The organism is Polaribacter sp. SA4-10 (assembly GCF_002163835.1).
In the GTDB taxonomy this organism is placed as follows: Bacteria; Bacteroidota; Bacteroidia; order Flavobacteriales; family Flavobacteriaceae; genus Polaribacter.
Genome location: NZ_CP019331.1, coordinates 2,147,625 through 2,174,592 on the forward strand (window position 1 = coordinate 2,147,625; position 26,968 = coordinate 2,174,592).

At 30.3% G+C, this 26,968-nt stretch carries 22 protein-coding genes; 7 read left to right on the forward strand and 15 right to left on the reverse strand.

Translation table 11 applies throughout. The features are described from left to right. Positions 1 to 58 precede the first annotated feature (58 nt). From BTO04_RS09305 to BTO04_RS09315, 3 genes are all read left to right on the forward strand, one after another. Complete coding sequence (locus BTO04_RS09305) at positions 59 to 493, forward strand: LexA family transcriptional regulator (protein ID WP_087564230.1); 435 nt, start codon at positions 59 to 61, stop codon at positions 491 to 493. Between the two features lie 76 nt (positions 494 to 569). Then, on the forward strand, positions 570 to 1,073 hold the full coding sequence (locus tag BTO04_RS09310; RefSeq protein WP_087564231.1) for a DUF2975 domain-containing protein: 504 nt from the start codon (positions 570 to 572) through the stop codon (positions 1,071 to 1,073). A 1-nt stretch (position 1,074) separates the two neighbouring features. Then, complete coding sequence (locus BTO04_RS09315) at positions 1,075 to 1,281, forward strand: helix-turn-helix transcriptional regulator (RefSeq protein WP_087564232.1); 207 nt, start codon at positions 1,075 to 1,077, stop codon at positions 1,279 to 1,281. 95 nt (positions 1,282 to 1,376) lie between these two features. Here BTO04_RS09315 and BTO04_RS09320 read toward each other — a convergent pair whose 3' ends face one another. Next, on the reverse strand, positions 1,377 to 3,905 hold the full coding sequence (locus tag BTO04_RS09320; protein ID WP_087564233.1) for a DPP IV N-terminal domain-containing protein: 2,529 nt from the start codon (positions 3,903 to 3,905) through the stop codon (positions 1,377 to 1,379). 103 nt (positions 3,906 to 4,008) lie between these two features. Continuing rightward, positions 4,009 to 4,458, reverse strand: coding sequence for a nucleoside deaminase (locus BTO04_RS09325; RefSeq protein WP_087564234.1), 450 nt, complete (start codon positions 4,456 to 4,458; stop codon positions 4,009 to 4,011). 107 nt (positions 4,459 to 4,565) lie between these two features. Between BTO04_RS09325 and dxs the strand changes: the two genes are divergently transcribed. Then, on the forward strand, positions 4,566 to 6,338 hold the full coding sequence (gene dxs, locus BTO04_RS09330; protein WP_087564235.1) for a 1-deoxy-D-xylulose-5-phosphate synthase: 1,773 nt from the start codon (positions 4,566 to 4,568) through the stop codon (positions 6,336 to 6,338). Between the two features lie 47 nt (positions 6,339 to 6,385). Here the strand turns inward: dxs and BTO04_RS09335 are convergent, their stop codons facing one another. The 9 genes from BTO04_RS09335 to BTO04_RS09365 all read right to left on the reverse strand — a co-directional run bounded on the left by BTO04_RS09335 (position 6,386) and on the right by BTO04_RS09365 (position 19,429). Beyond that, on the reverse strand, positions 6,386 to 6,814 hold the full coding sequence (locus BTO04_RS09335) for a hypothetical protein (RefSeq protein ID WP_087564236.1): 429 nt from the start codon (positions 6,812 to 6,814) through the stop codon (positions 6,386 to 6,388). Between the two features lie 3 nt (positions 6,815 to 6,817). Beyond that, a complete protein-coding gene (locus tag BTO04_RS09340; protein WP_087564237.1) occupies positions 6,818 to 9,580 on the reverse strand; it encodes a T9SS type A sorting domain-containing protein in 2,763 nt (920 codons plus the stop codon). 137 nt (positions 9,581 to 9,717) lie between these two features. After that, complete coding sequence (locus BTO04_RS15645; protein ID WP_302849191.1) at positions 9,718 to 9,849, reverse strand: hypothetical protein; 132 nt, start codon at positions 9,847 to 9,849, stop codon at positions 9,718 to 9,720. Positions 9,850 to 9,971: 122 nt separating this feature from the next. After that, entirely contained in the window at positions 9,972 to 10,112 is a 141-nt protein-coding gene (locus BTO04_RS15205; protein ID WP_157662451.1) for a hypothetical protein, read from the reverse strand. A gap of 227 nt (positions 10,113 to 10,339) precedes the next feature. Continuing rightward, entirely contained in the window at positions 10,340 to 13,687 is a 3,348-nt protein-coding gene (locus BTO04_RS09345; RefSeq protein ID WP_232455882.1) for a T9SS type A sorting domain-containing protein, read from the reverse strand. A gap of 116 nt (positions 13,688 to 13,803) precedes the next feature. Next, a complete protein-coding gene (locus tag BTO04_RS09350) occupies positions 13,804 to 14,208 on the reverse strand; it encodes a hypothetical protein (RefSeq protein ID WP_087564239.1) in 405 nt (134 codons plus the stop codon). Between the two features lie 476 nt (positions 14,209 to 14,684). Then, a complete protein-coding gene (locus BTO04_RS09355; protein WP_087564240.1) occupies positions 14,685 to 16,022 on the reverse strand; it encodes a deoxyguanosinetriphosphate triphosphohydrolase in 1,338 nt (445 codons plus the stop codon). A gap of 347 nt (positions 16,023 to 16,369) precedes the next feature. Then, on the reverse strand, positions 16,370 to 18,151 hold the full coding sequence (locus tag BTO04_RS09360; RefSeq protein ID WP_087564241.1) for a ribonucleoside-diphosphate reductase subunit alpha: 1,782 nt from the start codon (positions 18,149 to 18,151) through the stop codon (positions 16,370 to 16,372). A gap of 3 nt (positions 18,152 to 18,154) precedes the next feature. Beyond that, positions 18,155 to 19,429, reverse strand: a complete 1,275-nt coding sequence (locus BTO04_RS09365; RefSeq protein ID WP_087564242.1) for a ribonucleotide-diphosphate reductase subunit beta — start codon at positions 19,427 to 19,429, stop codon at positions 18,155 to 18,157. 399 nt (positions 19,430 to 19,828) lie between these two features. Here BTO04_RS09365 and BTO04_RS09370 point away from each other — a divergent pair, with 399 nt between their 5' ends. Next, positions 19,829 to 20,020, forward strand: coding sequence for a cold-shock protein (locus BTO04_RS09370; protein ID WP_087564243.1), 192 nt, complete (start codon positions 19,829 to 19,831; stop codon positions 20,018 to 20,020). A gap of 89 nt (positions 20,021 to 20,109) precedes the next feature. Further along, on the forward strand, positions 20,110 to 21,126 hold the full coding sequence (locus BTO04_RS09375) for a heme A synthase (protein WP_087564244.1): 1,017 nt from the start codon (positions 20,110 to 20,112) through the stop codon (positions 21,124 to 21,126). Positions 21,127 to 21,229: 103 nt separating this feature from the next. On the opposite strand, the gene BTO04_RS09380 is transcribed toward BTO04_RS09375, so the two are convergent. After that, positions 21,230 to 21,652, reverse strand: coding sequence for a molybdenum cofactor biosynthesis protein MoaE (locus BTO04_RS09380; protein ID WP_087564245.1), 423 nt, complete (start codon positions 21,650 to 21,652; stop codon positions 21,230 to 21,232). A gap of 93 nt (positions 21,653 to 21,745) precedes the next feature. Between BTO04_RS09380 and BTO04_RS09385 the strand changes: the two genes are divergently transcribed. Beyond that, on the forward strand, positions 21,746 to 22,024 hold the full coding sequence (locus tag BTO04_RS09385; RefSeq protein ID WP_087564246.1) for a DUF3817 domain-containing protein: 279 nt from the start codon (positions 21,746 to 21,748) through the stop codon (positions 22,022 to 22,024). Here BTO04_RS09385 and moaD read toward each other — a convergent pair. From moaD to BTO04_RS09400, 3 genes are all read right to left on the reverse strand, one after another. Further along, positions 22,021 to 22,266: a molybdopterin converting factor subunit 1 gene (gene moaD, locus BTO04_RS09390; RefSeq protein ID WP_368356223.1), complete on the reverse strand. Its 246-nt coding sequence runs from the start codon at positions 22,264 to 22,266 to the stop codon at positions 22,021 to 22,023. The genes BTO04_RS09385 and moaD overlap by 4 nt on opposite strands. 17 nt (positions 22,267 to 22,283) lie before the next feature. Beyond that, entirely contained in the window at positions 22,284 to 24,755 is a 2,472-nt protein-coding gene (locus tag BTO04_RS09395; protein WP_087564248.1) for a DUF5686 and carboxypeptidase regulatory-like domain-containing protein, read from the reverse strand. A 167-nt stretch (positions 24,756 to 24,922) separates the two neighbouring features. Then, positions 24,923 to 26,956 (reverse strand): glycoside hydrolase family 65 protein, encoded by a 2,034-nt coding sequence (locus tag BTO04_RS09400; RefSeq protein ID WP_087564249.1) that lies wholly within the window; start codon positions 26,954 to 26,956, stop codon positions 24,923 to 24,925. Between the last annotated feature and the right edge of the window lie 12 nt (positions 26,957 to 26,968).

Below are 26,968 nucleotides of genomic sequence, written 5' to 3' on the forward strand. Positions count from 1 at the left end.
GGTAGTATTTTTAAATTTAATGTCTAAAATGTATATAAAAGTTATAATTTGCATTCAAATGGAAACTTCTAAAACACTTACTTTTTTTACTCCCAAAGCTTCAACTGGGAATGGAGCAATCTTTGTTGATACAGGAATTTCTGCTGGATTTCCAACACCCGCAGATGATTTTATGGAAACAAGAATTTCTTTGGATGATGAATTAATCAGAAATAAACAAGCTACTTTTTTTGCAAAAGTAAAAGGTCAATCTATGATTGATGCCGGTTTAGATGATAACGATTTATTAGTGATTGACAGAAGTTTAGAACCTGCAAACAATAAAATTGCGGTTTGTTTTTTAGACGGAGAATTTACAGTAAAACGTTTGCGTGTAGAAAAAAATGAGGTTTGGTTACAACCAGAAAATCCTAATTATCCAATTATAAATATCACTGAAGAGAACGATTTTATGATTTGGGGAATTGTAACGAGTGTAATTAAAAAGGTGTAAAATTATCTTTTTTTAACATTTTATTATTGTTTATCAATAATTTTACCATATTTGTGTTACTACATTATATAAAGTTATGCGAAAAATAAATATTTTAAAAGCGATTGTAGATTTACTTTGGATCTTTTCTATGCCAGTAGTATTATTAATTATTGGCTTTTCTATTGCAATTTTCTTTATTGACCTTGGTGCGTTAAATATAGAAATGAATTCAGTAAATTTTAACAACAACGATGTGTTGTCAAAAGTATTATTTTTTGTCTCTTTAATCAATTATTTATTAATTATTGCTGCCTTATATTTTTTCAGAAAAGTATTAAACTACTTTATAAGAGTGAAAATATTTAAAGAAACGGTTATAAAATCATTTCAAAAGATAGGAAACCTATTAATCATCTCTGGTTTTATTTCGTTTTTAATTTCGATACTTAGTAAAATCTATTTTGAACAAAAAGTAACCTTAGAATTTGGATTAAATCAACATTTAGTAATTATTTGTTTGGGATTGTTTTTTTTAGTTTTGAGTGAAATATTTAAAATAGCCAAGAATCAAAAACAAGAAAATGACTTAACTATATAATATGGCAATCATCGTAAATTTAGATATAATGCTTGCCACTCGTAAAATGCGGAGTAAAGAATTGGCAGAAATAATCGGAATTACTACCGCAAATTTATCTGTTTTAAAATCAGGAAAAGCAAAAGCAATTCGGTTTTCAACTTTGGCCGCTATTTGTGATGCTTTGGATTGCCAACCTGCAGATATTTTAGAATATCAGCAAGATTAAAAAGCACAAAAAAACTCCGAATTTTCATTCAGAGTTTTTTGCTTTTATTTTAATTAATTCCACACTATGCTAGGACTGACATAGAATTTAATAATTTATTTATTCATTGGTTTATCCATATTCATAAACATAAAATCTACTTCTGTATTTTCTTTACCTAATAAATACTTACTAAAATGATCTGCTCTTAGCCAAAAAGAGTATTCTGTCATGTTTCCAAAACCATGTCTTTGTCCTGGCATCACCATAAATTTAAAACGTTTGTGCGCTTTAATTAAAGCATTTGCCATTCTAATTGTTCCCGCAGGATTTACATTATTATCCATATCTCCATGAATTAACATTAAATGTCCTTTTAAGTTTTTAACTAAAGATTGATTGTCATCAATTTTATAGGTATGAGATATTTTTCCTTTCGCATCAATTTCTTCTTTTACACCATGATGCGTTTCACTCCACCAAGAATTATACACATTATTATCATGATTTCCTGCAGATGAAACAGCAGCTTTAAAGAAATCTGGATATACTAACATTGCTGCAGTAGACATAAATCCACCACCAGAATGCCCATAGATTCCTACTTTTTCAATATCTATAAATTGGTATTTATTAGCTAGTTGTTGAGCAACATATTTTTTATCTGCCAAACCATAATCACGTAAATTACCATAACCATAATTATGATACCATTTAGATCTATCTGGATGTCCTCCTCTATTTCCTAAAGTAATTACCACAAAACCAACTTGTGCCATTCTATCTAAACGATCCATTCTATAAGAAAAAGATTTGTTTACGGCTTCTGTTTGTGGACCAGGATACACATATTCTAACAACGGGTACACTTTTGTTGAATCCAAATCAAAAGGCTTATACATTACACCATAAATATCGGTAATTCCATCATCTGCTTTCACTTTAAAAGGTTCTGGAAATTTATATCCTGATGCAAATAATTGTGATAAATCTGCCGCTTCTAAATCCATCACTTTTCGTCCATTTGTATCTCTAACTTCTGATTTTGGAATTGTATTTACTCTAGAAAAATTGTTTACAAAATATTGATTAGAATCAGACATACTTGTGCTTGATGTAAAATCTCCAGGATTTAGACCTTTCATTGCTGTTCCTGATAAATTGATTTTATAAGAATGTGCATAATAAGGGTCTTGCTCTTTATTTACACCATTTGCTGTAAAATAAAGGGTTCTTGTTTTTTCATCTAAACCTTCAAAATTATCTACATGATAATCACCATTTGTAACTTGATTTTTTAAATTTCCTTCTGAATCATATAAATAAAAATGCGCCCAACCATCTCTTTCTGCCCAATGCAATATTTCTTTTTCATTGTTGAATAGAATTAAAGGACGAGACTCTATATACGTATTAAATCGTTCTTCAATTAAAGTTTTGTATGCTCCTGTATTGATATCCGCAACATTAATATCTAGTTTTTTTCTATCTCTAGAAATCACACTAAAATATATTTTCCCTTTTTTAGAAAGCAATAAAGAAGGTTTAAATTCATCGTCTTTATTAGACTGTTTTCTTGGTGCTCTATAGACAGAAATACTTTGCTGACGAACAGTATCTAAAGCAACTTTTACATGTGATTTTGTAGGAATATCAAAAATTAATAGTTCTGATTTATAATATTCTTGTTCCCCTGGCATATGGTATTTATACGTTTCTAAAGTCGGTCTTTCTTTCTCAGTAGAATTAATTACCCATAAATCTTTAATATGTCTCGCGTCAGATTTTTGAAAAACAAACTTTTTAGAATCGTGAGACCAAGTACCCCAAGCCCCTTTTCTTTTGTCTTTATTTTTTTCTACATCCACATTATCTTGCCCTCTATTTCCTGAACCGTAACCATAGTTTTCCTCACCATCTTTGGTCCATTGGTTTTCTACAACTGTACTATCTTTTTCATCTTTAATAAACTTTTTAAAGTTCATTTTATCCATCCAATATAAATTGTAATTTTTAGAATACAAAACAATAGAACTGTCTGGAGCAATATTTGCCCATTTCTTCCACGTTTCTTTTTCTTTCTTTTTGTTATCAATAATTGTCAAACCATTTCTACCAAGTCTGTATTCTAAATGGTAGACTTTTTTATCCATTTTGGGCTTTTTCTTTCCCGATTTTTTTGATGAAATAGAATCTTGCTCGCTTCCTTCTTTTTCATCATCATCTGTCTCCTCCTTTTTATCATCAACAGCTAGTACTTCTTCTGTTGATGTTACTCGAAAACGAATTGCATTTTCTGCTTTATTAAATTTAAAAGTAAATTTTGGTAAATGTTTTGCATCATAAGGATCTTTGGTTATTTCTGTTAACCATTTTGCCATTTTCACATTATCGAATAATGATTTTTTAGATTTTTTATCTAAATCTACCAAATAATGATTAGACCCTTCTGAGGTTTTGTAAGCATACCAAAAACGGTTTCCCTTTTTTAACCAATGTGGTCTTACACTTGTTGAATGCACCATTTTTGCTAAGTTTTTTGGAGCGTATTTAGCAGCAGCTCTATAATTTGGTCTTGGAGTTTCTTGTGCAGAAATTACTGATACAGTAAATAAAAACAAAAAAATTAAGGCAATATTTTTCATTTGTAGTAGTTGTTTTATTTGAATTATGTGCTCAAGTTCTCGAAAACAAATTAGACTACAAATATTAATTTAATTTTTATTAAAAGATTAACAGTATTTAACACTAATTCAAATTTCGTTTTTCAACAAAAAAACGTTTTAAAATTTGAGAACATTCATTTTCTAAAATGCCACCAATTACTTTTGTCTTTGGATGTAGCGTAGTGTTTAAGTTTTTAAAACCTCTTTCTGGTTCAGAAGCCCCGTAGACAATTTTACCAATTTGGGCCCAATAACTTGCACCTGCACACATTTGGCAAGGCTCTAAAGTAACATATAAGACACATTCTTTTAAATATTTTCCACCTAAAAAATCTGCTGCAGAAGTAAATGCTTGCATTTCTGCATGCGCGGTTACATCATTTAAAGTTTCTGTTAAATTATGTGCTCTCGCTATTATTTGATCTTTCAAAACAATAACTGCACCAACAGGAACTTCGCCTTTATCAAAAGCCGTTTCTGCTTCTTGCAAAGCTTTTCTCATAAAATATTCGTCATCAAAAGGCTGTATCATATATTATATTATTAATCGAGTAAATTTAAGTAATTAATTTACGATAAATTTGTATTTATTTACAGTCCGTTTTACGGATACAAAAAGTTAAATTGTATTTTTGTATTATGACAAAAAAATTGTTAGATAACATTTCAAACCCAACAGATTTACGTAAATTAAGTCCTACCCAATTGCCACAATTGGCAAAAGAATTGCGTGAATTTATTATTGATATTGTTGCTACAAAAGAAGGTCATTTAGGAGCCAGTTTAGGTGTTGTAGAACTTACAATTGCTTTACATTATTTGTTTGACACTCCAACTGATTTATTGGTTTGGGATGTTGGGCATCAAGCATATGGACATAAAATTTTAACAGAAAGAAAAGACGTTTTTCATACCAATCGTCAGTTAGAAGGAATTTCTGGTTTCCCAAAAAGAAGCGAAAGTAAGTTTGATACTTTTGGCGTTGGGCATTCATCAACTTCTATTTCTGCCGCTTTGGGAATGGCAATTGCATCTAACCTGAAAGGGGAAACAGAAAAACAACATATTGCTGTTATTGGTGATGCTTCTATTGCAAGCGGAATGGCATTTGAAGCGTTAAATCATGCAGGGGTTTCTAACGCAAATTTACTCATCATTTTAAATGATAATGCTATTGGAATCGACCCTTCTGTTGGTGCTTTAAAAGAGTATTTAACAAAGGTAAAAACCGATAAAAGATTAGCTGTACAAAACAATATTATAAAAGCGTTGAATTTTGATTATTCTGGTCCTATTGATGGACATGATTTACCAAAAATTTTATCAGAATTAGAAAGACTAAAATCTGTAAAAGGACCTAAATTTTTACATGTAATTACTACAAAAGGTAAAGGTTTACAGAAAGCTGAAGAAGACCAAGTAACCTATCATGCACCAGGTAAATTTGATAAAATTTCTGGTGAAAGAATAAAAAAGGAAGAAAGTTTATATACCAAGTACCAAGATGTTTTTGGAAAAACAATTTTAGAATTAGCAGAAAAAAATGATAAAATTGTTGGAATAACACCCGCAATGTTAACAGGAAGTTCTCTAAAATTGATGATGGAAAAATTTCCTAAAAGAACTTTTGATGTTGGTATTGCAGAGCAGCATGCAGTAACTTTAGCTGCAGGAATGGCAACCCAAGGTTTAATTCCGTTTTGTAACATCTATTCTACTTTTTTACAGCGTGCTTATGATCAAGTAATTCATGATGTTGCTTTGCAAAAATTACCCGTTATTTTTTGTCTAGATAGAGCTGGGTTGGTTGGTGAGGACGGAGCTACACATCATGGAGTTTTTGATTTAGCATATTTAAGATGTATCCCAAACATCATTATTTTTGCACCAAGAAACGAAATTGAATTAAGAAATATTTTATATACGGCACAGTTAGGATTGAAAAAACCGATTGCAATACGGTATCCAAGAGGAACTGGAAGTATCATTGATTGGCAACAACAATTTTCTGTGATAGAAATTGGCGAAGGAATTTGTTTGAAAGAAGGGGGAAAGATTGCCGTTTTATCTTTAGGAACTATTGCTAAAAATATTGAAGAAGCAATTCTTTTATCAGAAAATAAAAGCAAAATTGCACATTATGATATGCGTTTTCTAAAACCTTTGGATGAAAAATTATTGCATCCAATTTTTGAGAAATATAAAACTATAATTACAATAGAGGATGGAGTTGTTAAAGGTGGTTTCGGGTCTTCTATCTTAGAATTTGCTTCTGAACACAGCTATACAAATAATATAAAAATCCTTGGTATTCCTGATAGGTTTATTGAGCATGGTAGCCTTAAAAATCTGCAACATGAAATTGGTTTAGACGCACAGAAATTAGCTGATTATTTTGACATTTTATCATAAAAAAAAGACGCCTTGTTAGACGCCTTTTAAATTTGAATTATCTATGCTTATCTCGGAACATCATCAAACGAGACCTTTCTTTTAACTTTAAATTTAGCATACTTGAGATTCCCTAAATATTTATAACTTAAAACAACCTCATAACTCTCTAAATTAAAAGGTATTGTGTTTTTTTGATCTACATCTTCTTTACTCTTCTTCTGAACACTTCCTTCAATAGCATAGGGATCTAAGACTTCTTTCATTAAAATGTAATTATTTCTAAAATAGAAGCCAAGCAATTCAATTTTTTCTTTATCGAATACCTGAAATTTTAATGTTGCCTTTACAGAACTAAATCCTTCTACTATTGCGGGCGGAATTTCAACATAAAAGCCTTCTTTTAAAATTAATATTGGCTTATCTACTAGCTGATACTCCTGTGATTTACATCCAAAAAACATTGTAATAGAAAAAAATATTATCAAATATTTCATATTCTAATTTTTAACAAATTTTCTTGAAATAAAAATATTTTCATGATTCAATTTAACAATATAAACACCTCTACTTAAGCTAGACACATCTATTGATTTATTCTTTAACTTCCCATTAATTACCTCTTTTCCCTTAATATCATAAACAGAAAATTTGGTCGTATCGTTTATTTTAAAATCATTTGTCGCAAAACGAAGCTTAAGTTGAACAGGGTTTGGATACATGGCCAAACTAATTCTGCTAATATTATTATCATCAATTGATAAAGAACTATTTAAATTAGTTTCAAACATTCCATTACCATGAGTACCCACTAAAAGTATATTATCAGAAGACCTGTAAACCAAACCGCTTATAACAGGAATCCCCATAATAGTTCCTCCTTCAACAGACCAATCTTTAGTTACTGGATCATCTGATTGATACAAACCTCTAGCAGTACCAACAAAATATATAGTTTTGTTATTTACAACAGTTATTGCAGCGGCCCTAACTGAATGAGCACTTAAGTTACGTTCAACTTCTTTCCAAGTTGGAGTGTTTGAGGTTGCATTACTAGTTATAAAAATATTTTTTATATCACTTCCGTAACTCGCATACGTTACCATAACAATATCTGGGTTTGTTGGATGAACCGCTATATCTGATGTATATTGACCTTCATTAGCATCCACAGTACTTGTAGGAACAACTGATGGAGTTATTTTTTTGATTGAACTTAAATCTGTAACATTTTGAGGATCATCTAAACGATATACATTTCCTCCTCTTCCTCCTATAAGTAGATAACTTGAAGAAGCATTATAGGTTCCCCTAGATGTTTCAAAGGTAGTAACCCTTTCAGAAAATGGTAATCCTCCAACAAGTTCCCATGAGTCATTATCCACTGTTTCCCCATTATTTGTTCTTAAAATTCGATGGTTACTTGCATAATACAAGGTTAACGGGTTATCTTGATCCATATGGAAATAGGTAACAAATTGACTTGGATAATATTCTGGATTATCCGCTACATCATAACTTTCAACGGGTCTTATATCTGCTGTTAATTGGTCTTTATTTCCTCTTAAGATTCTACCATTTTGAGTAGAAGCATATACCACATAACCATCAAGACTAAAACCTACTATCATTTTAGCAACAGCCACAGCAGCACCATCTCCGCCAAAATAATCACTCATAGAAGAATTATTTAAGTTTCCAGAATTAATACCACCTGTGGTCGTTCCGTTATCTTGGGCTCCTCCAATTATAAAATCATTACCTGCTTCATTTACCATATTTACATGATAGTATTGGTAGGTTAAATAATTATTGTTTAAATTTTGCCAAATCGTAAAAGTAGAATTAATATCATTGGTCTTGTGCACACCACCGTCTGTACCTGTATATAAAACATTCATATCAACAGTACCCCATTCTAAACCGTGAATGTCTGGATGATGATTTACACCGCCTTCGTTATAAAGTGCATACGTTCCTGGACCTCTATACCCCCCAATTCTAGAAAACATTGCATCTTGAGTTATATCAGCAATCTTATACACATTTGTACCTCCTATTACCACAAAATTAGAATTATCTGGTTTTACAGATATTACTAAATCATAACCTCCTTGAATTGAGAATGGGTCATTACCATCACTATCTGCACCCGGTTCATCTGGTAACTTACTACTGTAATTTGTCCAAGTATTAGAAGAAAAATCTAACTGCCATAAATCTGCTTCTGGCACTCTGTTAGTACTGTTATTACTTTCACCATTATTATAAAGAACATATAAAATATCTTCATTTGAAGGTGCAACAGCCAATGTAATTCTACTACTAGGGTCCCAATCAGATAAAGGCGGATTTATTTTAACCCAAGATCCTGATCCTGAAATAGATGTCCACACTCCTTTATCAAACGCAGCACTACCATCTATAGTAGCAAAAACTCTTCCTGTACTTGTAATTTCTAAATCAGTCCAACCTATTCTATTTGATTCCATTTCCAATTCAACTACAGCTCCACTTACTGTTAGTCTATATATTTTACCTGCAGTTCCTACAAATAATTCTCCTGTAATTGGATGCACTTCTATATCAATTATAAAATCAAAAAAATTATCGAAAGATTCAAACGAACCACTTGCTGTTTCAGTAATTTGTTGCCATGTTAAACCACTATCTGTTGACTTCCAAACTCCATATCCTAAGTAGCTCTCTTGTATTGAAGCACTATTGCCACTATATTCTCCTGTACCATAATACCAAATATTTTGAAAACCTGATCTAGGATCTTGTGCAATAGTTGTTACATTATGAATTTCATCAAAAGGGGAAACTTTAGTCCATGAATCACCTCCATTTGTGGTTCTAAAAACACCACTACTAACACCACCAGCTAACATAGTTTGACCTGTAGCATCAGAAAGATCAACTTTTAGAGAACGTGTTCTTCCTCCTAAATTGGATGGACCTCTACTTACATATACATTTGTAGCCGTTTTAAAAGCAAGATTACGTTGTTTTTCTATTAAAGCATTTTCAAATTCTTTTTCTTTTTCTTTTTTTGGTATAACTCCTGTTACAGGGTTTTTTTGCATATTAAAATCATATAACAATCTTTCTCTAGTTGCATCTGCTTTCTCTTGAATTGTTTTTTTAGATTTTTTTTGCGTTTTTAAAGATTTAGTTTCTTGTTTTTCTGAAGTTGAATTACAAGATATGATTAAACTTGAAATCAAAAGTAAATTAAAAAGATTGTAAATTTTTTTCATATTTTTTTTGTTTATTATTAAATACTATTTTCTGTTAATCTTTCATGCATTCTAACGGCATAAATATCGGTCATTCAGGCAACACAGCTTCAAATTAACATGGTTCTGTTATATAGATTAACATTCTCTATTTGATATTATTCTGGTAAAAAACTGAAGACTAACTTATTATTAAACGAATTTACGAAAATACTTAATAAGTCTGCAATAATTCTATAACCAGCAACTTCTTTTTTGATAACTTCTTTGTTTTTGTAAACTTCATCCATACTAATTTTAATTATGTAGTTAATTTGTGCTTTATACTTACCTTTATCTAATAAAAGTTTATCAAAAGATTCATTTAAAATTGTTTCTTCATTTGCTAAAAAAATTGCTACTGCTTCATTAATTAGGTACCAATTAATAGAGCTCTTAAGTTACTTACGCTATCTTTTTTATAAGGTAAAGAATACTCTTTTTTACTACCAACAGCCTCTTTTACCAACTTAATCATGTACTCTAAAGTGAATTTTTCTTCAATTAAGCCCAAATTAACTCCATCTTTAAAGTCAATAATTGTGAAGTAAATATAATCACCTCATAAGAGGTAAATATAAAGTTGCTTTTTTACAAATTATTGATGCATTTATTAAGCATGATTCCTAAGAAAAACTAGAATTGGAAAAAAGTTTAGGGTCCCTAAATTCAATTAAATTTTTACTGAATTATGATAAAAAAAGACGCTAAAATTAGCGTCTTTTTTATTTTATCAAAAAACTATTCAATAATAATCTTACTTGAAGATTTTTTATTGTTCTCATCAATTAAATTAACCATATAAATTCCTGTATTTAAATTAACAGAAATTTCTTGTTTTTCCTCTTTGTTAAAATTAATAGTATTTTGATATACCTTTTTACCATTTACATCTACAATTTGTATTTTAGATTTACCTAAAGTATTTTTTCCAAAAATAGTAAAATTACCTTTTGAAATTGTAGGATACACTGAAAATAATTTCATACCATTTATTACTTTATCTATAGAAGCGACAGAGCCTTCAATAGATTTTATAGCCCATCCAAAAGAATTTTCAAAAGGATCTGCTACCAGTGAAAATCTAAAAACAATTGTCTCACCTATAGAGAAACCATTGTCTGTTAAAACAATTGTTTGAGATTTAAATAAATTATCATTAGCTGAAGCAATGGTTCCTTTATTATATTCGTCTAACCAATCTGTAAATCTTCTTGAATCGTATTTATCTAATGTTTTCCATGTTTCTAAATCTGAAGAAGCCTCAATAATAACAAAATCATAAAAACTATTTAAATCATTTAAATCATCGGAATAAGGCTCTGTAATAGCCATATCTTCATAAGTGAAGTTTTTATTTGCTTCAGTTATGATTAATGGTCTTCTTAATATAGAGGTATAAGTCTTGTTATTTTGGTATGGGTGATCCGAATTATTCATTACTAACTCAGAAACAGCTCCACTCATATTATTTATTAAAAAATCTCCATTCGGTGAATATACGTCCGATGCTGCAAACTGATCTATACCCATAGTTTGTGATGCATTCTCAAAATCTATTACACTAAATTCATAATCTTTTAAGGAAGAACTATCACCAGACCTATCATCAAATAATTGAATTGAAAATTTATGAATTCCTTCAGAAAGATTAGCAGTTTCATACTCATAAGTTACTCCTTTATTAAAATCTTGAACTACCTCTGGTTGCTCTACATCATTAATAAATATTTTAACTCTATTTACATTGTCTCCTGTTACATTATAACTCACTAAAGTTTGTGAACTATCAAACCCTTTTTGTTTAGATGTAACATCTGGTAGAGATAAAAAAGCTGCTGGCTCATAATTATTTAATTCAGCTATAGTAGCAGACCAAATCCCTCTGCCATAAGTAGCAATAACTACTTGATCGTTTACTATTTTCATATCATAAATGGCTACTGGTATAAATTCTGAAACTAAACTCCAATTAGCACCACCATCTTCTGTTTGAAATAAACCAATATCTGTACCAGCCCAAATGATATTTTTATCAAAAGGCATTTCTAAAACACTGTGCACTGCTACATTAGGAAAACCTGTATTAGTCCTAGTAGAATAACCAGAAATATCTACCCAAGTATTTCCTAAATCTTCAGTTTTTAAAATTTTAGCTGCCCCTTCTTGACTAAATGCAAGATACGCTCTATTTTTTTCTATATAAGATGTACTCATACCAGAAATATTATAAAAGTAAGCCCCTCTAGGATCATCAAAAACATTTGTTTTGGTAAAATTTTGACCATTATCTTGAGAAACATGCATTGTGTAACTGCCGCTTGCTTCCATTACCGCACCTGTCCATACAATATTAGGGTTTGCAGGAGATACTTTTATATTTAAAGAACTTGTAGCACTAGACGTAAAATTACTGGTAATTGGCACTAAGGTCCAATTGGCTGCAAAATCTGTAGATCTCCAAACACCACTTGTTGAAACCGTAAAAACAACATCCGGATTATTATCTGCATTTGCAACTTTTGTGTAAAAAGGTGATTTACCACTATCTCTAGAATCTGGTATATTTGCAGCCGCTCCAGAAAAATTAATGAACCTGTATATTACATTCGTCTGACTTGTAGTAATAATATCTCCTGGATTATTATAATGCCAAATAGCTTCAAAACCGTCTCCTCCTGTAACACTCAAAAAAGATTTAGACTTCGAAGAGTCATCTCCCTGAGAAAGCCAAGAACCATTATCTTGAGCACCTGCTAAATAATTATCTTTACCATTTTCTTTAGCAGCACCATAAAACTGTGTACTATTTTTTCCTAATACTGAATTAGACCAATCTCCTTGCGATACCCCTGGGTCTTCCTTAAATGATGTACTAAATACACCACCATCGTTGGCTAAAAGTATTCTAAATTCCTGATTGTTACCTAAAACTGTAAACAAACCATGTTGATCTACGTGAACATCTCTATTAATTTGAGTATTATCATAACCAGAAGCTATAGGTTGAGAACTAAAAAGACTACCCGAAACAGTAACTTTAAAAACAGCTACGCCACCAACATAAAAAACATTAGCATCATAAGGATGCGCCATAATTACATTGTCATACCATCCTTGACCTGTAAGTAAATTTGCGCTATCAGCAGTGCCGTTAGTTTTTAAGTTCGTAAAAGAAGCTCCTTTGTTTCTAGAAACATAAAAATCTGTATTTACCCCAACTGTTGCTCCAGAAGCGCTATATACACTTACAAAAACTGTATTTGGGTCTGCTGGCGATACTGATGTTTCAAACCTACTGTGGTTGCTATTAAATGAAGCCCTATCAAGAACTATTGACCAAGTTAAACCTCCATCTGTAGACCTTACAATTCCTAAGTTTCTTACAGATCCATATTGAATATTAAAATCTGTAGGATCTGCATCTAAATCTTGAACTATTCCTGAAGAGTTGTATGTTACTGTCCAACTACCTCCTCCATTAATCGTTCTATAAATACCAGACTCTGTAGCTATTAAAACATTATTTTTATCATTAGGGTTAATAATAATTCTACCTACATCTCCAAAATTTTGAGATGCTGTTAAATGTTGCCAAGTTGTACCTCCATCTGTAGTTTTAAAAACTCCAGAACCACCAATTGCTCCTAAGTTTCTAAATGGTTCACCTGTACCAACATATAAAGTATTTGCATCTTGAGGGCTAATTACTATCGTAGAGGTTGCAAGGTTAGGAATTTGCAAGTCTGTTAAATTTACCCATGTTGTGCCTGCGTCTTGAGTTAACCAAACACCACCACCAACTGTCCCTACATACCATCTATTAGGGTTGGTAGGGTCTACAGCCATGCCTCTAGATCTACCCGGAACATTTGCTGGACCTCTCTCTTCAAAAACGGGTGTTATAGCACTCGCTTTTTTTCTAAACAAAATTTGTTTTTTTGCTTTATTAAATTCTTCTATTAAATATCCTTCCTTATAGTTCGGTTTTTCTTCGTCAACAGCTTTTCTTATTTCATTTTGATAATCAGCAAGATGTTCTATTCCTTTTTTATGAGGAATATTTTTATCTTTTTTTTCAATTTTCACTTTTGACTCTTGCAGTAAAAATTGTTTATCACTATTCTTTTGCTCACAAGAACTGATTAGGAAAATCGATATTATTGCAAATACTAATACTTTGTAAGTTTTCTTCATCTATTAATTTATCTAATCTGTATTATTATATAATCTATATTGGGTTTACTATTTTTTCGATCTGAAAAGGCTTCATTTTCTTTTTGTACGATTCCTTTGTGAAGAAAACACTTTAAAGTTGAATTGTCTTTCCATTCTATTTTACTGCCTACAAATACTCCTTTTTTTAATACTTTTTTAGATTTAGAATCCACCACTTTAAAGTTATACGTAATAACTGGAGATCTATGTATCACATAATTCAAAATCAAAATTTTAGATTTATCTTGGTTGTATACTTCTTTTGTAATTTCACTTTCTATAAAAGTAAGTTGATTATCCTTTTTTTTTTCATGTATATCGTTTGATTTACAGAAAAAAAATAGCCCTGAAACTAAGATTAGAAAGAATAATTGTAGCGTTTTTTTAATCATTTTAATAGTATTAATTTTTAAGCCTTCCTTAAGACAGTAACATCACTAAATATTTTACACTATTAGTATCTGTACCCTATTTTATAATGATACCCTTAATGCAAAGTTCTTGACTTTTATTTTAAGTAAAAAGTCTTAAGACTTTTGCAAATAATATTAAAAATTGAATGACTTCTATAAACCAATATTTAGATACTTTTAGACAAAACACGAAAGCGTTATGTATTTGATATTTTTTATTGGAAATATAAAAATAGTTAATCTCGTAATTTAATTTACTTAAGATTAACTTTTATTGGAGGATTTACAAACGTAATGGTTTAATATTGAATAATTCTCTTTTATTCTAAAAAACTAAATCTAATTTTAATTAAATGTTTACTATTTAATTGATGCTAGATATCTATTTATAATAGGAAGCCTTTTTACGTACTTATTTATAATTCTAGATTTATATCCTATTCTTAATTTAAGTATTATAAAATGTTTCCTGTTATTTTTTTATGCATTCGTATTGCATAACTGTCTGACATACTAGAAACATAGCTACAGATTAGCATAATTCTGTTGTATAATTTATTGGTTTCTGTTTGATATTCTTCTGGCAATAAATTTAGTACTAGTTCGTCATAATTAGATTGATTTCCTTCAAACTTATTATTTAAAGCCGTTACAAAAACATCTAATAAATCTGCAATAATTCTATAGCCTGCAACTTCTTTTTCTACAACTTCTTTGCTCTTATAAATTTTATCGATACTAATTTTTATAATATCATTAATTTGTGCTTCATATTGGCATCTATCTAATAAACCTCTATCAAAAGTTCCCTTTAAAAAAGCTTCTTCATTTTCTAAAAAAATTGCTACTGCTTCATCAATTAAAGACCCTATTGCTAAAGCACGTAAATAAGCTGTTCTGTCTTTTTTATGTTCTAAAGCATAATACTTTTCTTTGTTTACATTTCTTATTAATTTAGACATGTATTCAAGCGTATAACTCTCATCAATTAAGCCCAAGTTAATTCCGTCTTCAAAATCAATAATTGTATAACAAATATCATCTGCTGCTTCTACTAAATACGCTAAAGGATGACGATGAAAAGAAATATCATCCGTTTTAGATTTTTTTAGTAACCCCAACTCTTGAACAACATCTAAAAACTCTATTTTTTCTGATTGAAAAAAGCCGTATTTTTTATCTACAATATGATGTGTAGGTTTCTTTGGTAAACTTTCTTTTGGATATTTCATAAACGCGCCCAAAGTTGCGTAAGACAATCTTAATCCGCCAGAAATTCCTTCTCTGCTTTCTGTTAAAATCTTGAATCCGTTTGCATTTCCTTCAAAATCGATTACATCTTGATATTCTTTTGCTGTTAACTCTTCTTTGTATTGTGCTCCTTTTCCGGTTTTAAAATACTCTCCAATTGCTTTCTCTCCAGAATGCCCAAAAGGTGGATTCCCAATATCGTGTGTTACCGAAGCTGCGGCAACAATGGCACCAAAATCATTAAACGTATACCCAAGTTCTTTTAAATTTGGATGACGTTCTAGTAAAATTTTACCTACTCTTCTACCTAAAGTTCTACCAACAACAGACACTTCTAAACTGTGTGTTAAACGTGTGTGCACAAAGTCTGTTTCTGATAACGGAATTACTTGTGTTTTGTCTTGTAAGCTTCTAAATGCTGATGAAAATATGATTCTATCAAAATCTACCTCAAAGCCTAAACGTGTTTCGTCTTGCTCAATTCTTGGTCGTTTTTGTGTATCTCCAAATCGTTTTAAAGAAAGTAATTGTTCCCAGTTCATTTTATGCTGAATTTAGTTCAGTATCTTTTATTATTAGACTCCTGTCTATGCAAGAATGACAAGTTGGACGAAAATACAAAAAAATTCTTCACTTTGTTTGCTTCATAAACTACCTTTATTAATAAATTATATTAAATAACAAGTTATGTGTATTTAAACAAGGTTAGCCCAGATTGAACGGTTTGTTTGAGCTCTTTTTTATTCTTTTTTCGGAATAAAAAAAGCGAGTAGTGAAAGCTGGAAATAGCTTCAAAAAAAAAGAGATTCTTCACTACTTAGTAATCATATAAATACAAAAAGAGAAGCCTTTCGACTTCTCTTTCTATTAACTTTAATTTATAAAGTGATTATCCTTCACAAGAAGCACAATCTTTCTTTTGTTTAAATTTTTGTGCAGCATTCATACTGTGTTGGTAATACATAGATTTTACACCTAATTTCCAAGCATTAACATACACTGCATTTACTTCTTTAATTGGCATATCTGGGTGCACCATAATGTTTATAGATTGCCCTTGATCTATATGATTTTGTCTATTTGCTGCTTGGTAAACAATTACATTTTGATCTATTTCTGAATAGGTTTTAAAAACGTCTTTTTCGTGTTCAGATAAAATACTTAAATGCTGAACAGACCCATCATTATCTCTAATACTTTTCCAAACATCAGAAGTATTTTGTCCTTTGTCTTCCAATAATTTTTCTAATACTGGGTTCTTAATCGTCGTTTTAATTTTAGCGATATCTTTTACATAAATATTAGACCAAATTGGCTCAATACCTTGAGATACTTGTCCTAAAATAAAAGCAGACGATGTAGTTGGTGCAATTGCATTTAGCGTTGCATTACGTCTTCCATATCCTTTTAAAACCGCTGGTTCACCATACATTTTTGCCATCTCTTCAGATGCTTTGTATGATTTTTCTTTAATTACTTTAAAGATTTCACTGTTTAAAGAATATGCTTCTGCACTATCAAATCCAAGCATTTTAGATTGTAATAAAGAATGCCATCCTAAAGCTCCTAAACCTAAAGCTCTGTTCTCTTTTGCAAAATTATACGCTTTCTCCATAAAACGAAACGTAAACTGATCGTCTCTATCTTCTGAATCTTTATATACCTCTAATTTATTGATAAATTCTTGCATAACTGCATCTAAAAAGAAAGCCAATGTTTCTACAGCATCTGTATCTTTCCATTTATCATAATGCACTAAATTTATTGATGATAGACAACAAACAAAAGACCAATCTTCATTAGAAGGCAACATTATTTCCGTACACAAATTACTTGCATAAATTTCGTGGCCTTTGTCTTTATAAACATCTACCGTTCCGTTATTTGCATTGTCTCTAAAAAGAATATATGGATACCCAATTTCTCCTCTTCTTTGTAATACTTTTGCCCAAAGACTTCTTTTTTCTACATCACCATCAATCATTTCTTGCATCCACTTATCACTTACAGTAACACCGTGCGTCAATTCTTGTATTGGGTTTCCTTCTGTACCTATTTCTAAAAATTCTTTAATATCTTGATGATCTATTGGTAAATATGGAGAAAAACGACCACGTCTTACTGAACCCTGACTTACAACATCAACCATTTTTTCAAACAATTGCATAATATGTACGGAACCAGATGATGAACCATTATTTTTAACATCCGCTCCTCTTTGACGTAACTTACCAAAATAACCAGAGGTACCTCCACCTAATTTAGACATCATACCAACTTCTGATTGTGAGAATAAAATATCTCCCATATCATCTGCAACATGCGAACCAAAACAGCTAATAGGTAAACCTCTCTTTTTCCCAAAATTAGACCAAACTGGCGATGCTAAAGAATAATACCCTGCTGCCATGTATTTGTAAAACTTATCAGAAAAACCATCAATTTTTAAAATACCTTCTGCATTATCAGCAATTTCACGTATTCTTTCTTCTGGTGTTGTTTTCCCTGTTAAATACCCCGACTCTAAAAATTTACGGCTATTTTCTGTTAACCATTCAATTTCAGGTTCGTTTTTGTTTTTAAGCATTTCTTTTCGAGCAGCGTTTCTTGCTTGAATTAATCTTTCGTGCTCGGTAGGCTCTGTCGTTGTTTTTTGGTCGTTTAGGTTCATAGTTTAAAATAAGTCGTCGCTGGTTATACTTTTAGTTCTTTTGCTGTAGTTGATAGATCTTTTTACAAAGAAATCTCCGTGTTTAGTTCCTATGATTTCATCATCAAACCATTCTGTTTCAGATAATAATGCTTGGTCTATCTCAAATACTTTTGAGATACCAATACTTTCTAAAGAGTCATTAAATCTATTTTTAATAAATTCTTTAATTACATTTTTAGGTAGAAAATCTAATTCTCCTTTTTCAAAAATCCAATCAATTAATTTACTTTCTGATAGAAAAGCTTCTTTACAAGTTTCTTGCACTAATAACTTATGCTCTTCATCAAACCATTCTGGGTTCTCTTCTTTTATAATTTTAATAAGATCTATACCAAAATCTCCATGAATTTGTTCTTCTTTAGAAGTAGCTTCTACAACATTAGAAATTCCTTTTAATACATTTTTATGCTTATTAAAAGCCATAATAATAAGGAACTGAGAAAATAAAGATACATGCTCTATAAATAGAGAAAATAAAATTATAGATTCAGAAAACTCTTGGTTGTTTTCACTATTTACGTTTTTTAATGCGCCTTCTAAGTAATTAACACGCTTCATAATTACAGGATTTTTCTTTAAGTTTTTAAACTCATTATTTAATCCTAAAATTTCTAATAAATGTGAATATGCATCATGATGACGTACTTCACTTTCTGCAAACGTAGCACCAACTGAACCAATTTCTGGTTTTGGCATCTTCTTATAAATGTCTCCCCAAAAAGTTTTAACAGCAACTTCTATTTGAGAAATTGCTAACATGGTATTCTTTATCGCATTTTTCTCTAATTCTGTAAGAGAGGTCTTAAAATCCTGTATATCACTCGTGTAATTAAACTCTGTATGAATCCAGTAAGAATGTCTAATAGCGTCTACATATTCTCCCAAAGCAGGATAATCATAAGGCTTTAAATTTATTCTCTTCTCAAAAATATTGCTTTTTCTACTTCTTGTCTGCTCGTCTCTATATAATATATAGGCCTTTGCAACATCATGAAAAGGACTATCCATTAATTTATATTCTACAATATCCTGAACCTGTTCTACTGTGGGGGTGTAATCAGGTTCATTTAATTTTCTTTCTAATAAAGTACCGTTTACTATATTACAAATTGCAATAGCATCTTGTCTAGTACCGTGATTTACAGTAACCATTGCTTTTTCAATAGCATTAGTAATTTTCTCTAACTCAAAATTGGTAGTTTCAGAGTCTCTTTTTATGATATGCGTAATTTCCACAGTAAATTGTTGTTGTTTGAAGGTTAATTAATCGTTAATAACGACTCTTACAAAGATTGGCTTTTTTACTTAAAAATGAAAGTTATACTTATTCACAAATCCCTTGAAGTTTTTAACAAAATTAAAAAAAAACACTTTTTCATCTAAAAAAACAGATTATAGAACAGACTAACTAATAGGTGTTTAAAAACAAAAAGCAGTGAGACATCCCTATTCTACTGACATTCTTAAAAACACCTTTTTATAAAAAATTTTTGCAGCTTTTTTAGCCTAAATAAAAGGGAATAAAATTCTCAAAAATCAATAAAAAAAAATTTTAACAGTTAAAAACGAAAACATGTTAGAAATCAGAGATATATCCGTATATTTGCGTATTATTAACATTTATTATATATTAAAGTGAAAAACGGTAAAGTAAAATTTTTTAACGAATCTAAAGGATTTGGATTTGTTATAGAGGATGGTTCAAACGATGAATATTTTCTTCATGTTTCAGGATTAATCGACGAAGTAAGAGAAGGTGATTCTGTAGAATTTGATTTAAAAGAAGGTAGAAAAGGCTTAAACGCTGTAGACGTTAGAGTAATCTAATATTTATTATTTTCTTACAATAAAAAAGGTTGTCTAAATTATTTTAGGCGACCTTTTTTTTGCAGTATATTTGTGTAAATTTATTTTTGATGCAAAAAAAGTTTCCAAAAATTGTACAAATTTCCATTATTTCTGTTTACCTAATTTTTTTAGCAGGATCCGTTGTTAGAATGACAGGTTCTGGAATGGGATGCCCAGATTGGCCAAAATGTTTTGGTTATCTGATTCCACCAACTTCTGAAGAACAAATTACTTGGCAACCAAATTCTGACTACAAAGAAGGAATCATTATTGTTAAAGACAAAACCTTATTTGTTGCAGAAAAAAACATTAAAACTTCTACAAAATTTAGCGTTAATAATTGGAAAAAATACACCAAACACAATTATGTTAAATTTAATAAATACCATACTTGGACAGAATATATTAATAGGTTAGCATCTGTTTTATCTGGGTTTGTTTTCTTATTCTTAATTTACGCAGCTACAAAGTTTTGGAAAAAAAACAAGACAATTCCAATAGTAGCTTTTACTGCTTTCTTTTTAATGTTAGTTGAAGCTTGGATAGGAAAAACAGTTGTAGACACCAATTTAAAACCAACAATTATAACAATACATATGGTTATTGGATTGGTAATAATTGCGCTGTTACTACAATTAAAATTTATTGTTTCTGAGAATAAAACGAAATACAATTACAACTCACTTTTTAATAAATTACTAATTGTTTCTGTTATTTTTTCTTTGGTTCAAATTGCAATGGGAACCCAAGTAAGACAATTTATAGATGAACAAGTAAAACTTTTTGGTTTTGAAAACAAAGATTATAGTTTAATGAACCCTAGTTTTAAATTCTACTTTCATAGGTCTTTTACAATTGCCATTGTATTGGTTAATTTTGGAATGTTCTATCTGAATCAAATTAAAAATTTAGGTTACAAACTCGTAAATTGGATTGTCTTCTTACTCTTTGTAGAAACCATTACAGGAATTTTAATGTATTATGCAGAATTTCCTATAGGAACACAAGCAACACATTTGTTAGCTGGAGCAATTTTATTTGGATTGCAATTTTATTTATGGTTGCAAAGTAGAAAGGCTAAGTAAACAGTAATTCAGTGGCAGTAGGTAGTCGCAGTTTTCAGTTTCTCACTGTTATGCATACTGCAACTGAGAACTGAGACTGTCTACTGAAGACTAAAAACCGAAACTACGGGTGCGCATTTACCCAAACTTCTCCATCAGAAAAATATTCTTTTTTCCAAATAGGAACCGTTTCTTTTAAAGTATCTATTGCAAATTCACAAGCTTCAAAAGCAGCTTTTCTGTGTTTTGAAGACGCAGTTATAATTACAGGAACTTCGCCAATCTGTAACATTCCTTCTGCATGATGAATCGCTATTTTTTTGATATCAAACTTGTCTAAAGCCAAATCTGCAATTTTTTGCATTTCTTTAATAGCCATTGGTTTGTAGGTAGAAAAATCTAACTGAGTTACTTCTTTTCCTTGCGTATCATTTCTAACAGTACCAATAAATGCAGAAATTCCGCCACAAGAAGCATCAGTTACAAAATTGTAACACTCATTTAAGTCTAGTTTTTCTGATGTTATTTTAATAGAAGTTCTTTTCATTTTATGAGTTACTGAAAAAACAAGTTTAGCACTGAGACAAAAATAGGAATTCTAAAACGTATCTTTGCCATCAAATTTTTAAAGTATCATAAAATGAAAAGCATTTTTAGAGTCGTAAGTTTTTTAGAAGGTATTTCTTACCTATTATTAATGAGTTTAGGCTTGTATTATAAATATGCTTTAAACGACCCAAGTTTTGTAAAAATGTTTGGAATGCCGCATGGAATTCTTTTTATGCTCTATATAATTTTGGCAATTATGATTAAAAAAGAAATGAAATGGAATACTAAAACTTTAGGAGTTGTTTTATTAGCTTCAATTGTACCTTTTGGAACTTTTTATATTGATAAGAAATATTTGAGATCGTTTTAACCTCCACTCACAGGCGGAATTACAGCAACTGTATCCTTTTCATTTAGAATCAAATCACCAGTTGCATAACTCTCATTTACTGCAATTGCATAAGAGTCTAAATTTTCTAACTGAGGATACTTTTTCTTCAACAAGCTTTTAAAATCAAGAACCGTTGAAGCATCAGGCAGCACTAGGTCTAAATTTGAAACCCCAACCAAATCTGTTGTAATCCCAAAAAAAAGTATTTTTAATTTCATCATAAACAAAGATAAAAGTATTAGTTTAATATATTCAACCTTAATAAGAGTCCGTCATTCTTAATTCCTGCATGAAAAGATTTTACATAATCAATTCTTAAAAAACGCCATTTACCAAGACCAACATTATCTAATCCCACAGAATATTCTGTGTATGCTTTTTTGTCTGCCATAAACAAACTTTTTGCGCCTCCAACTAAATAAAAATTAAGCTTATTAATTAAAGGAATTTTACTTAAAAAAGCTCCTTTAAAGTTATGTTCTATATGTGCTTCTGCATATTTATCATTTGTATAAAACTTATAATATTCTAACAAGCCAAAACTACTTAATTTATTGTCTGTAATAAAAAGCAACTGATTTCCGTTCGCTTGCAAATTGTCCATAAAAGCAATGTTTTTCTTTTTCAAAAATAGTCCTCCTCTCATATTATAAGATAGATTTCCGTAGTTTCCTGCATCTATACTCTGTCTAATATTAGCAACAAACACATCTGAATTTAATTCAGAATTTGAAGCTCCAAAATTTTTCCTATACATTAAACCCAAAGTTGGATATTTGGTGTTGCCAATATTAAATTTTCTATCAGGATACGATAAATACTTTTGATTGAAGATAAAAGTTGCGCCCACTTTTAAAGAAGCAATTTTATGCTCTAAAAAAGCTGCATTGGTATAATTTGATAGCTCTAAAGGATTATTAGACGTATAAGGAGCTGTTTTACTTTGACGTGCGAAAGAATAATTATTGGTATTAAAAAGTGGTTTTCTATTCGCATATTCTAGAGAAGATGTAAAATATACGCCGTTTTTAATTTCTTCAGAATAACTAATTTCCGCAAATTCCTTTTCATAAATTTTCATATAATTTTCTCTCCTCAATAAAGAACGAATCATATTATCTAATTTAGAAATTGGTTGCCTTTCATTAAATTGCGCTGTTTTTACACCTCCAGAAAGAGACATTCTTCGTCTAGAAATATTATTCCATTTTTTATTAAAAAAGAAAGTTGGTCTTGCTCTTTTATCAGAAAAACCATAGGCAACATTAAAACCTGCATTCCACCAATTTCCTTTATCGTTTATCCTTTTAGAATAACTAACACCCACCGAAGTATTAAACCCTTGCACGGTATTAAATCCTAAATCGTCAATTAAACCATCATAAGACAAAGACCATTTTTGGTATGAGTTTCTGTAGGTATAACCTGTAATTGGAGAAAGGACACTAACTTTATTTTGCTCTTTATTTAATGAATCTAAATACTTTTTTGACTTACGTACTACTTTTAAACTGTCTTTAATTGTATAATCTTTTACCTCTTCTGTGGTTAAAGGAACAGGTCTTAAAGTATTCCAATAAGAAGAATCTTTCTCAGTAGCTTCTTTCTCAAAAGTTAAAACCTCATTTGTAAATGTTTTTTCAGTAAAATTGGGTGTAAAATTATAATTAGAAAAAGCAGCAGAAAAACGCCCATCGAACTTAAAACCAAAGGCATTTACTCTAAAGTCTATACTTTGACTAATTAAAACCCAAGCAGCATTCTTATCAGAATAGTTATAATTTTGTTTTAGCTTTAAAACATCGACTACAGGAATATTTACTTGCGCTCCAGTTACAGAAACATCTGCCCCATACAAAGCCCAATCATCTTCTACAATATATAATGATCCACTAAAAACACGATCATTTTTACGCTTTGGTATGATGTTTATTTTATTGATTAGCTTTCCATTTTTGTCATAAAAAGTTCCCTCTAATTTAAACGTATAGTAGCTAAAAGCATTTACAGAAAGTGGTGAAATTAAATCATTACCAAACTCGACACTGTTTTCATAAAAGTTAATGTTTGCGTCTTCTGCCCTATTAAAACTGATACCATTATCTTGTCCACTAACTTTAGATGCAATAATATTCTCTTTGAAGTTTTTAGGTTTTTTCTGAAATTTAATATCAGAAATAGTTTCAGAGAGGTAAATAATCCCGCTCCTTGTAGAATCTAAACCTCCGCCAAAATCGCCTAAAGTTTGACCTAAAAATTTCTTTGGTGCATCTTTAATTCGATACAAACCACGTGAATAAAACTTGGCTGTATAATTTGCAAACTTGTCTGTGTTCTTCTCTTTATTCGCAATTACATTTCTAATAATCGCATTTGCAGGATTGTCTTTTGTAGATATAGAAATCTCATCTAAAACAATATCTTCTTCTGCTAATTTTACATTTAATTGAAAAGGAAAAGAAGTAATAGACACTTTCTTTTTTATTGTTTTATAACCTAAAATTTGAAAAACAATCGAGTAATTTCCTTTCTTAGTAAGGTTTAAAACATAGTCTCCATTGTCATTAGAAGTAGTTCCTGTAACCGTTTTATCTAAATAAACACTTACAAAAGATAATGGATTATTTTTTGAATCTACAATTTTACCTTTTACCTGCGCAACAAAAGTTACTGAAACAAAAAGAAAGAATAGAATTGTAATTTTTTTCATAGCTGGTTTTAGTTAGTAGACGCAAACACAAAGTTTATGTTACACTCAAATCTTTAAAACTTGCTAAGCAAGGTATAATAAAACCTTAACTCTAAGATGCTAAAAAAACACCAAAGGTTGTATAAAACTACTTTTAGGTACTTATACCACTTCAACTATTGTTAAAACTAATGTTTAATTACATAATTTTTCTTGGTAAGACCAACTCCTTTAATAGTAAGTGACTTCCATTCTTTAGGTAGATTTGGGTTTATTTGCACAACTCCTTCATTGGTTAGTTGTAAACCACCAAAACCAAATAAAACAGTCTGTAACATTCCTCCAGCTCCAGTAGCAAAATAAGGGTTATTACTAGTTGCTGATTCTGCTAAAGCACCAAAAGGAGGTCTTTTATTAGGCGCGTAACTATCTTTAAATAACCTATATGCATTTTCAGAATCTCCTAAACGCGCATATATTACTGCAAAAACAGATTTCCCCATTGCCGGTCCTTCTTTTGATAGTTTAGGTTCGTAATATTTCAAATCTTTTAAAATGGTTTTTTTATCATTTATAATATTTAAAGGATAGGTTAACAAATTTACATCTGCTTGTTTAATAATTTCTCCATCATATTTTTCATGCTCTTTAGTTGTACCATCCTTAAACTTTAAGATTCTAATATTAGCAGCAACTTGTTGCCATATTTCTGGGATTTCTTGTTCAAGCTCTTTACCCGCTAAAACAGCAAACTCTAAAGCAGTAATTGCAGACCCATTTGTAAAAGCATTATCTGTAACATTTGCAACAAACTCATTAGCGCCTACTACATTTTTTATTGAATACGAACCATCTTTATTTTTAGTAACCCTACTTACCCAATAATCTGCTATTTCTTCTAACATTGGAAAACCTCTTGTTTTAAGCCAAGTTTTGTTTTTTGAAACCCGGTAATAATTCCAAAAAGCAATAGCTACATCTGCGGTAATATGATGTTCAAAAGTTCCTGTTAAAGCCCAAGCTGGAGTTGCTTCTTCACCAGTATCATCACTTTCCCAAGGAAACATAGCACCTTTGTATCCAAAATTTATTGCTTTCTCTTTTGCCTTTTCTATACGGTCTGATCTATAATTAACCAGTGAACGCGCAATATCTTGATTCAACAATAATAAAGGAGGAAACATCCATAATTCTGTATCCCAAAAAATATGTCCATTATAGTTTTGTGAAGACAAACCCATTGGAGCAATACTTAAATCGGAATCACCTCTAGAAAAAGAATACAGGTGATATAATGCCAACCTTACATCTCGTTGATCTTGTACATTTCCTTCAATAACAATATCTCCTTCCCATAATTTATTCCAAAGCTTTTTATGTTGCTCTAATAAGTCTTTTTTTGGGGTCAGTAGATTAAAAATAACAAATCGTTCAGATTCATTTTGAGGGTCTTCAAAATCTTGAGTAGTACATATTGCACCAGTCCAAGCAAAATCTAAAGAAGCACCTTTTTTTATCTTTTTTGAAAATGATAAACGATTATTATAATCATCAACTTTTTTATGATGTAACACTGGTCTTTGATGCTCTCTAGTGCTATTAATAGCATGCCATATAAAAGTACCAGATGCCGCTACAAGATGTTTTTTCTCTCTACTTCTTGCAACCGTTTGTAAAATAGGCATTGTAGTCTCTAAATCTTTTAAAATTCTAAACGTACTTATTGGATTATGATATTCTTTTGGGGTTTTTATACTTGCTATTGCCTTTACCTTAATGTCTTTTATAGCTGCTATAGAAATATCTAAATAACCACTATACTGCACATTCCTTAAAGCATACATGGTATAAGAAATAGCCGCTTTATCTTTAAAAGTAAAGCTCGTTGTAAAGGAAGCTTCTTTCATATTTAATGTTTGCTTCCAATTAGATATATTTTCGTCATTAACTACTTCATCATCAATTTCTAATTCAATATCTTGAAAATTAATACCTTTCAAAATTTTACTCACACCTAAAGGAGATTCTTTATCGTAGACATTATTTAATATTATTTGTTCTGTTTTAAACACTTTATTTGAAGGTAAAATACCTATTCTTCCATTTGCTGTTGCAATGCCCGTATAATTAGTATTATTTGATGTAGAAATCTCCCATCCTTCATTTTGAGCTATTAAAATAGTAGATAGTAAAAGAAAAGTAATAAGTAGTATATTTTTCATGGCCTTGACACT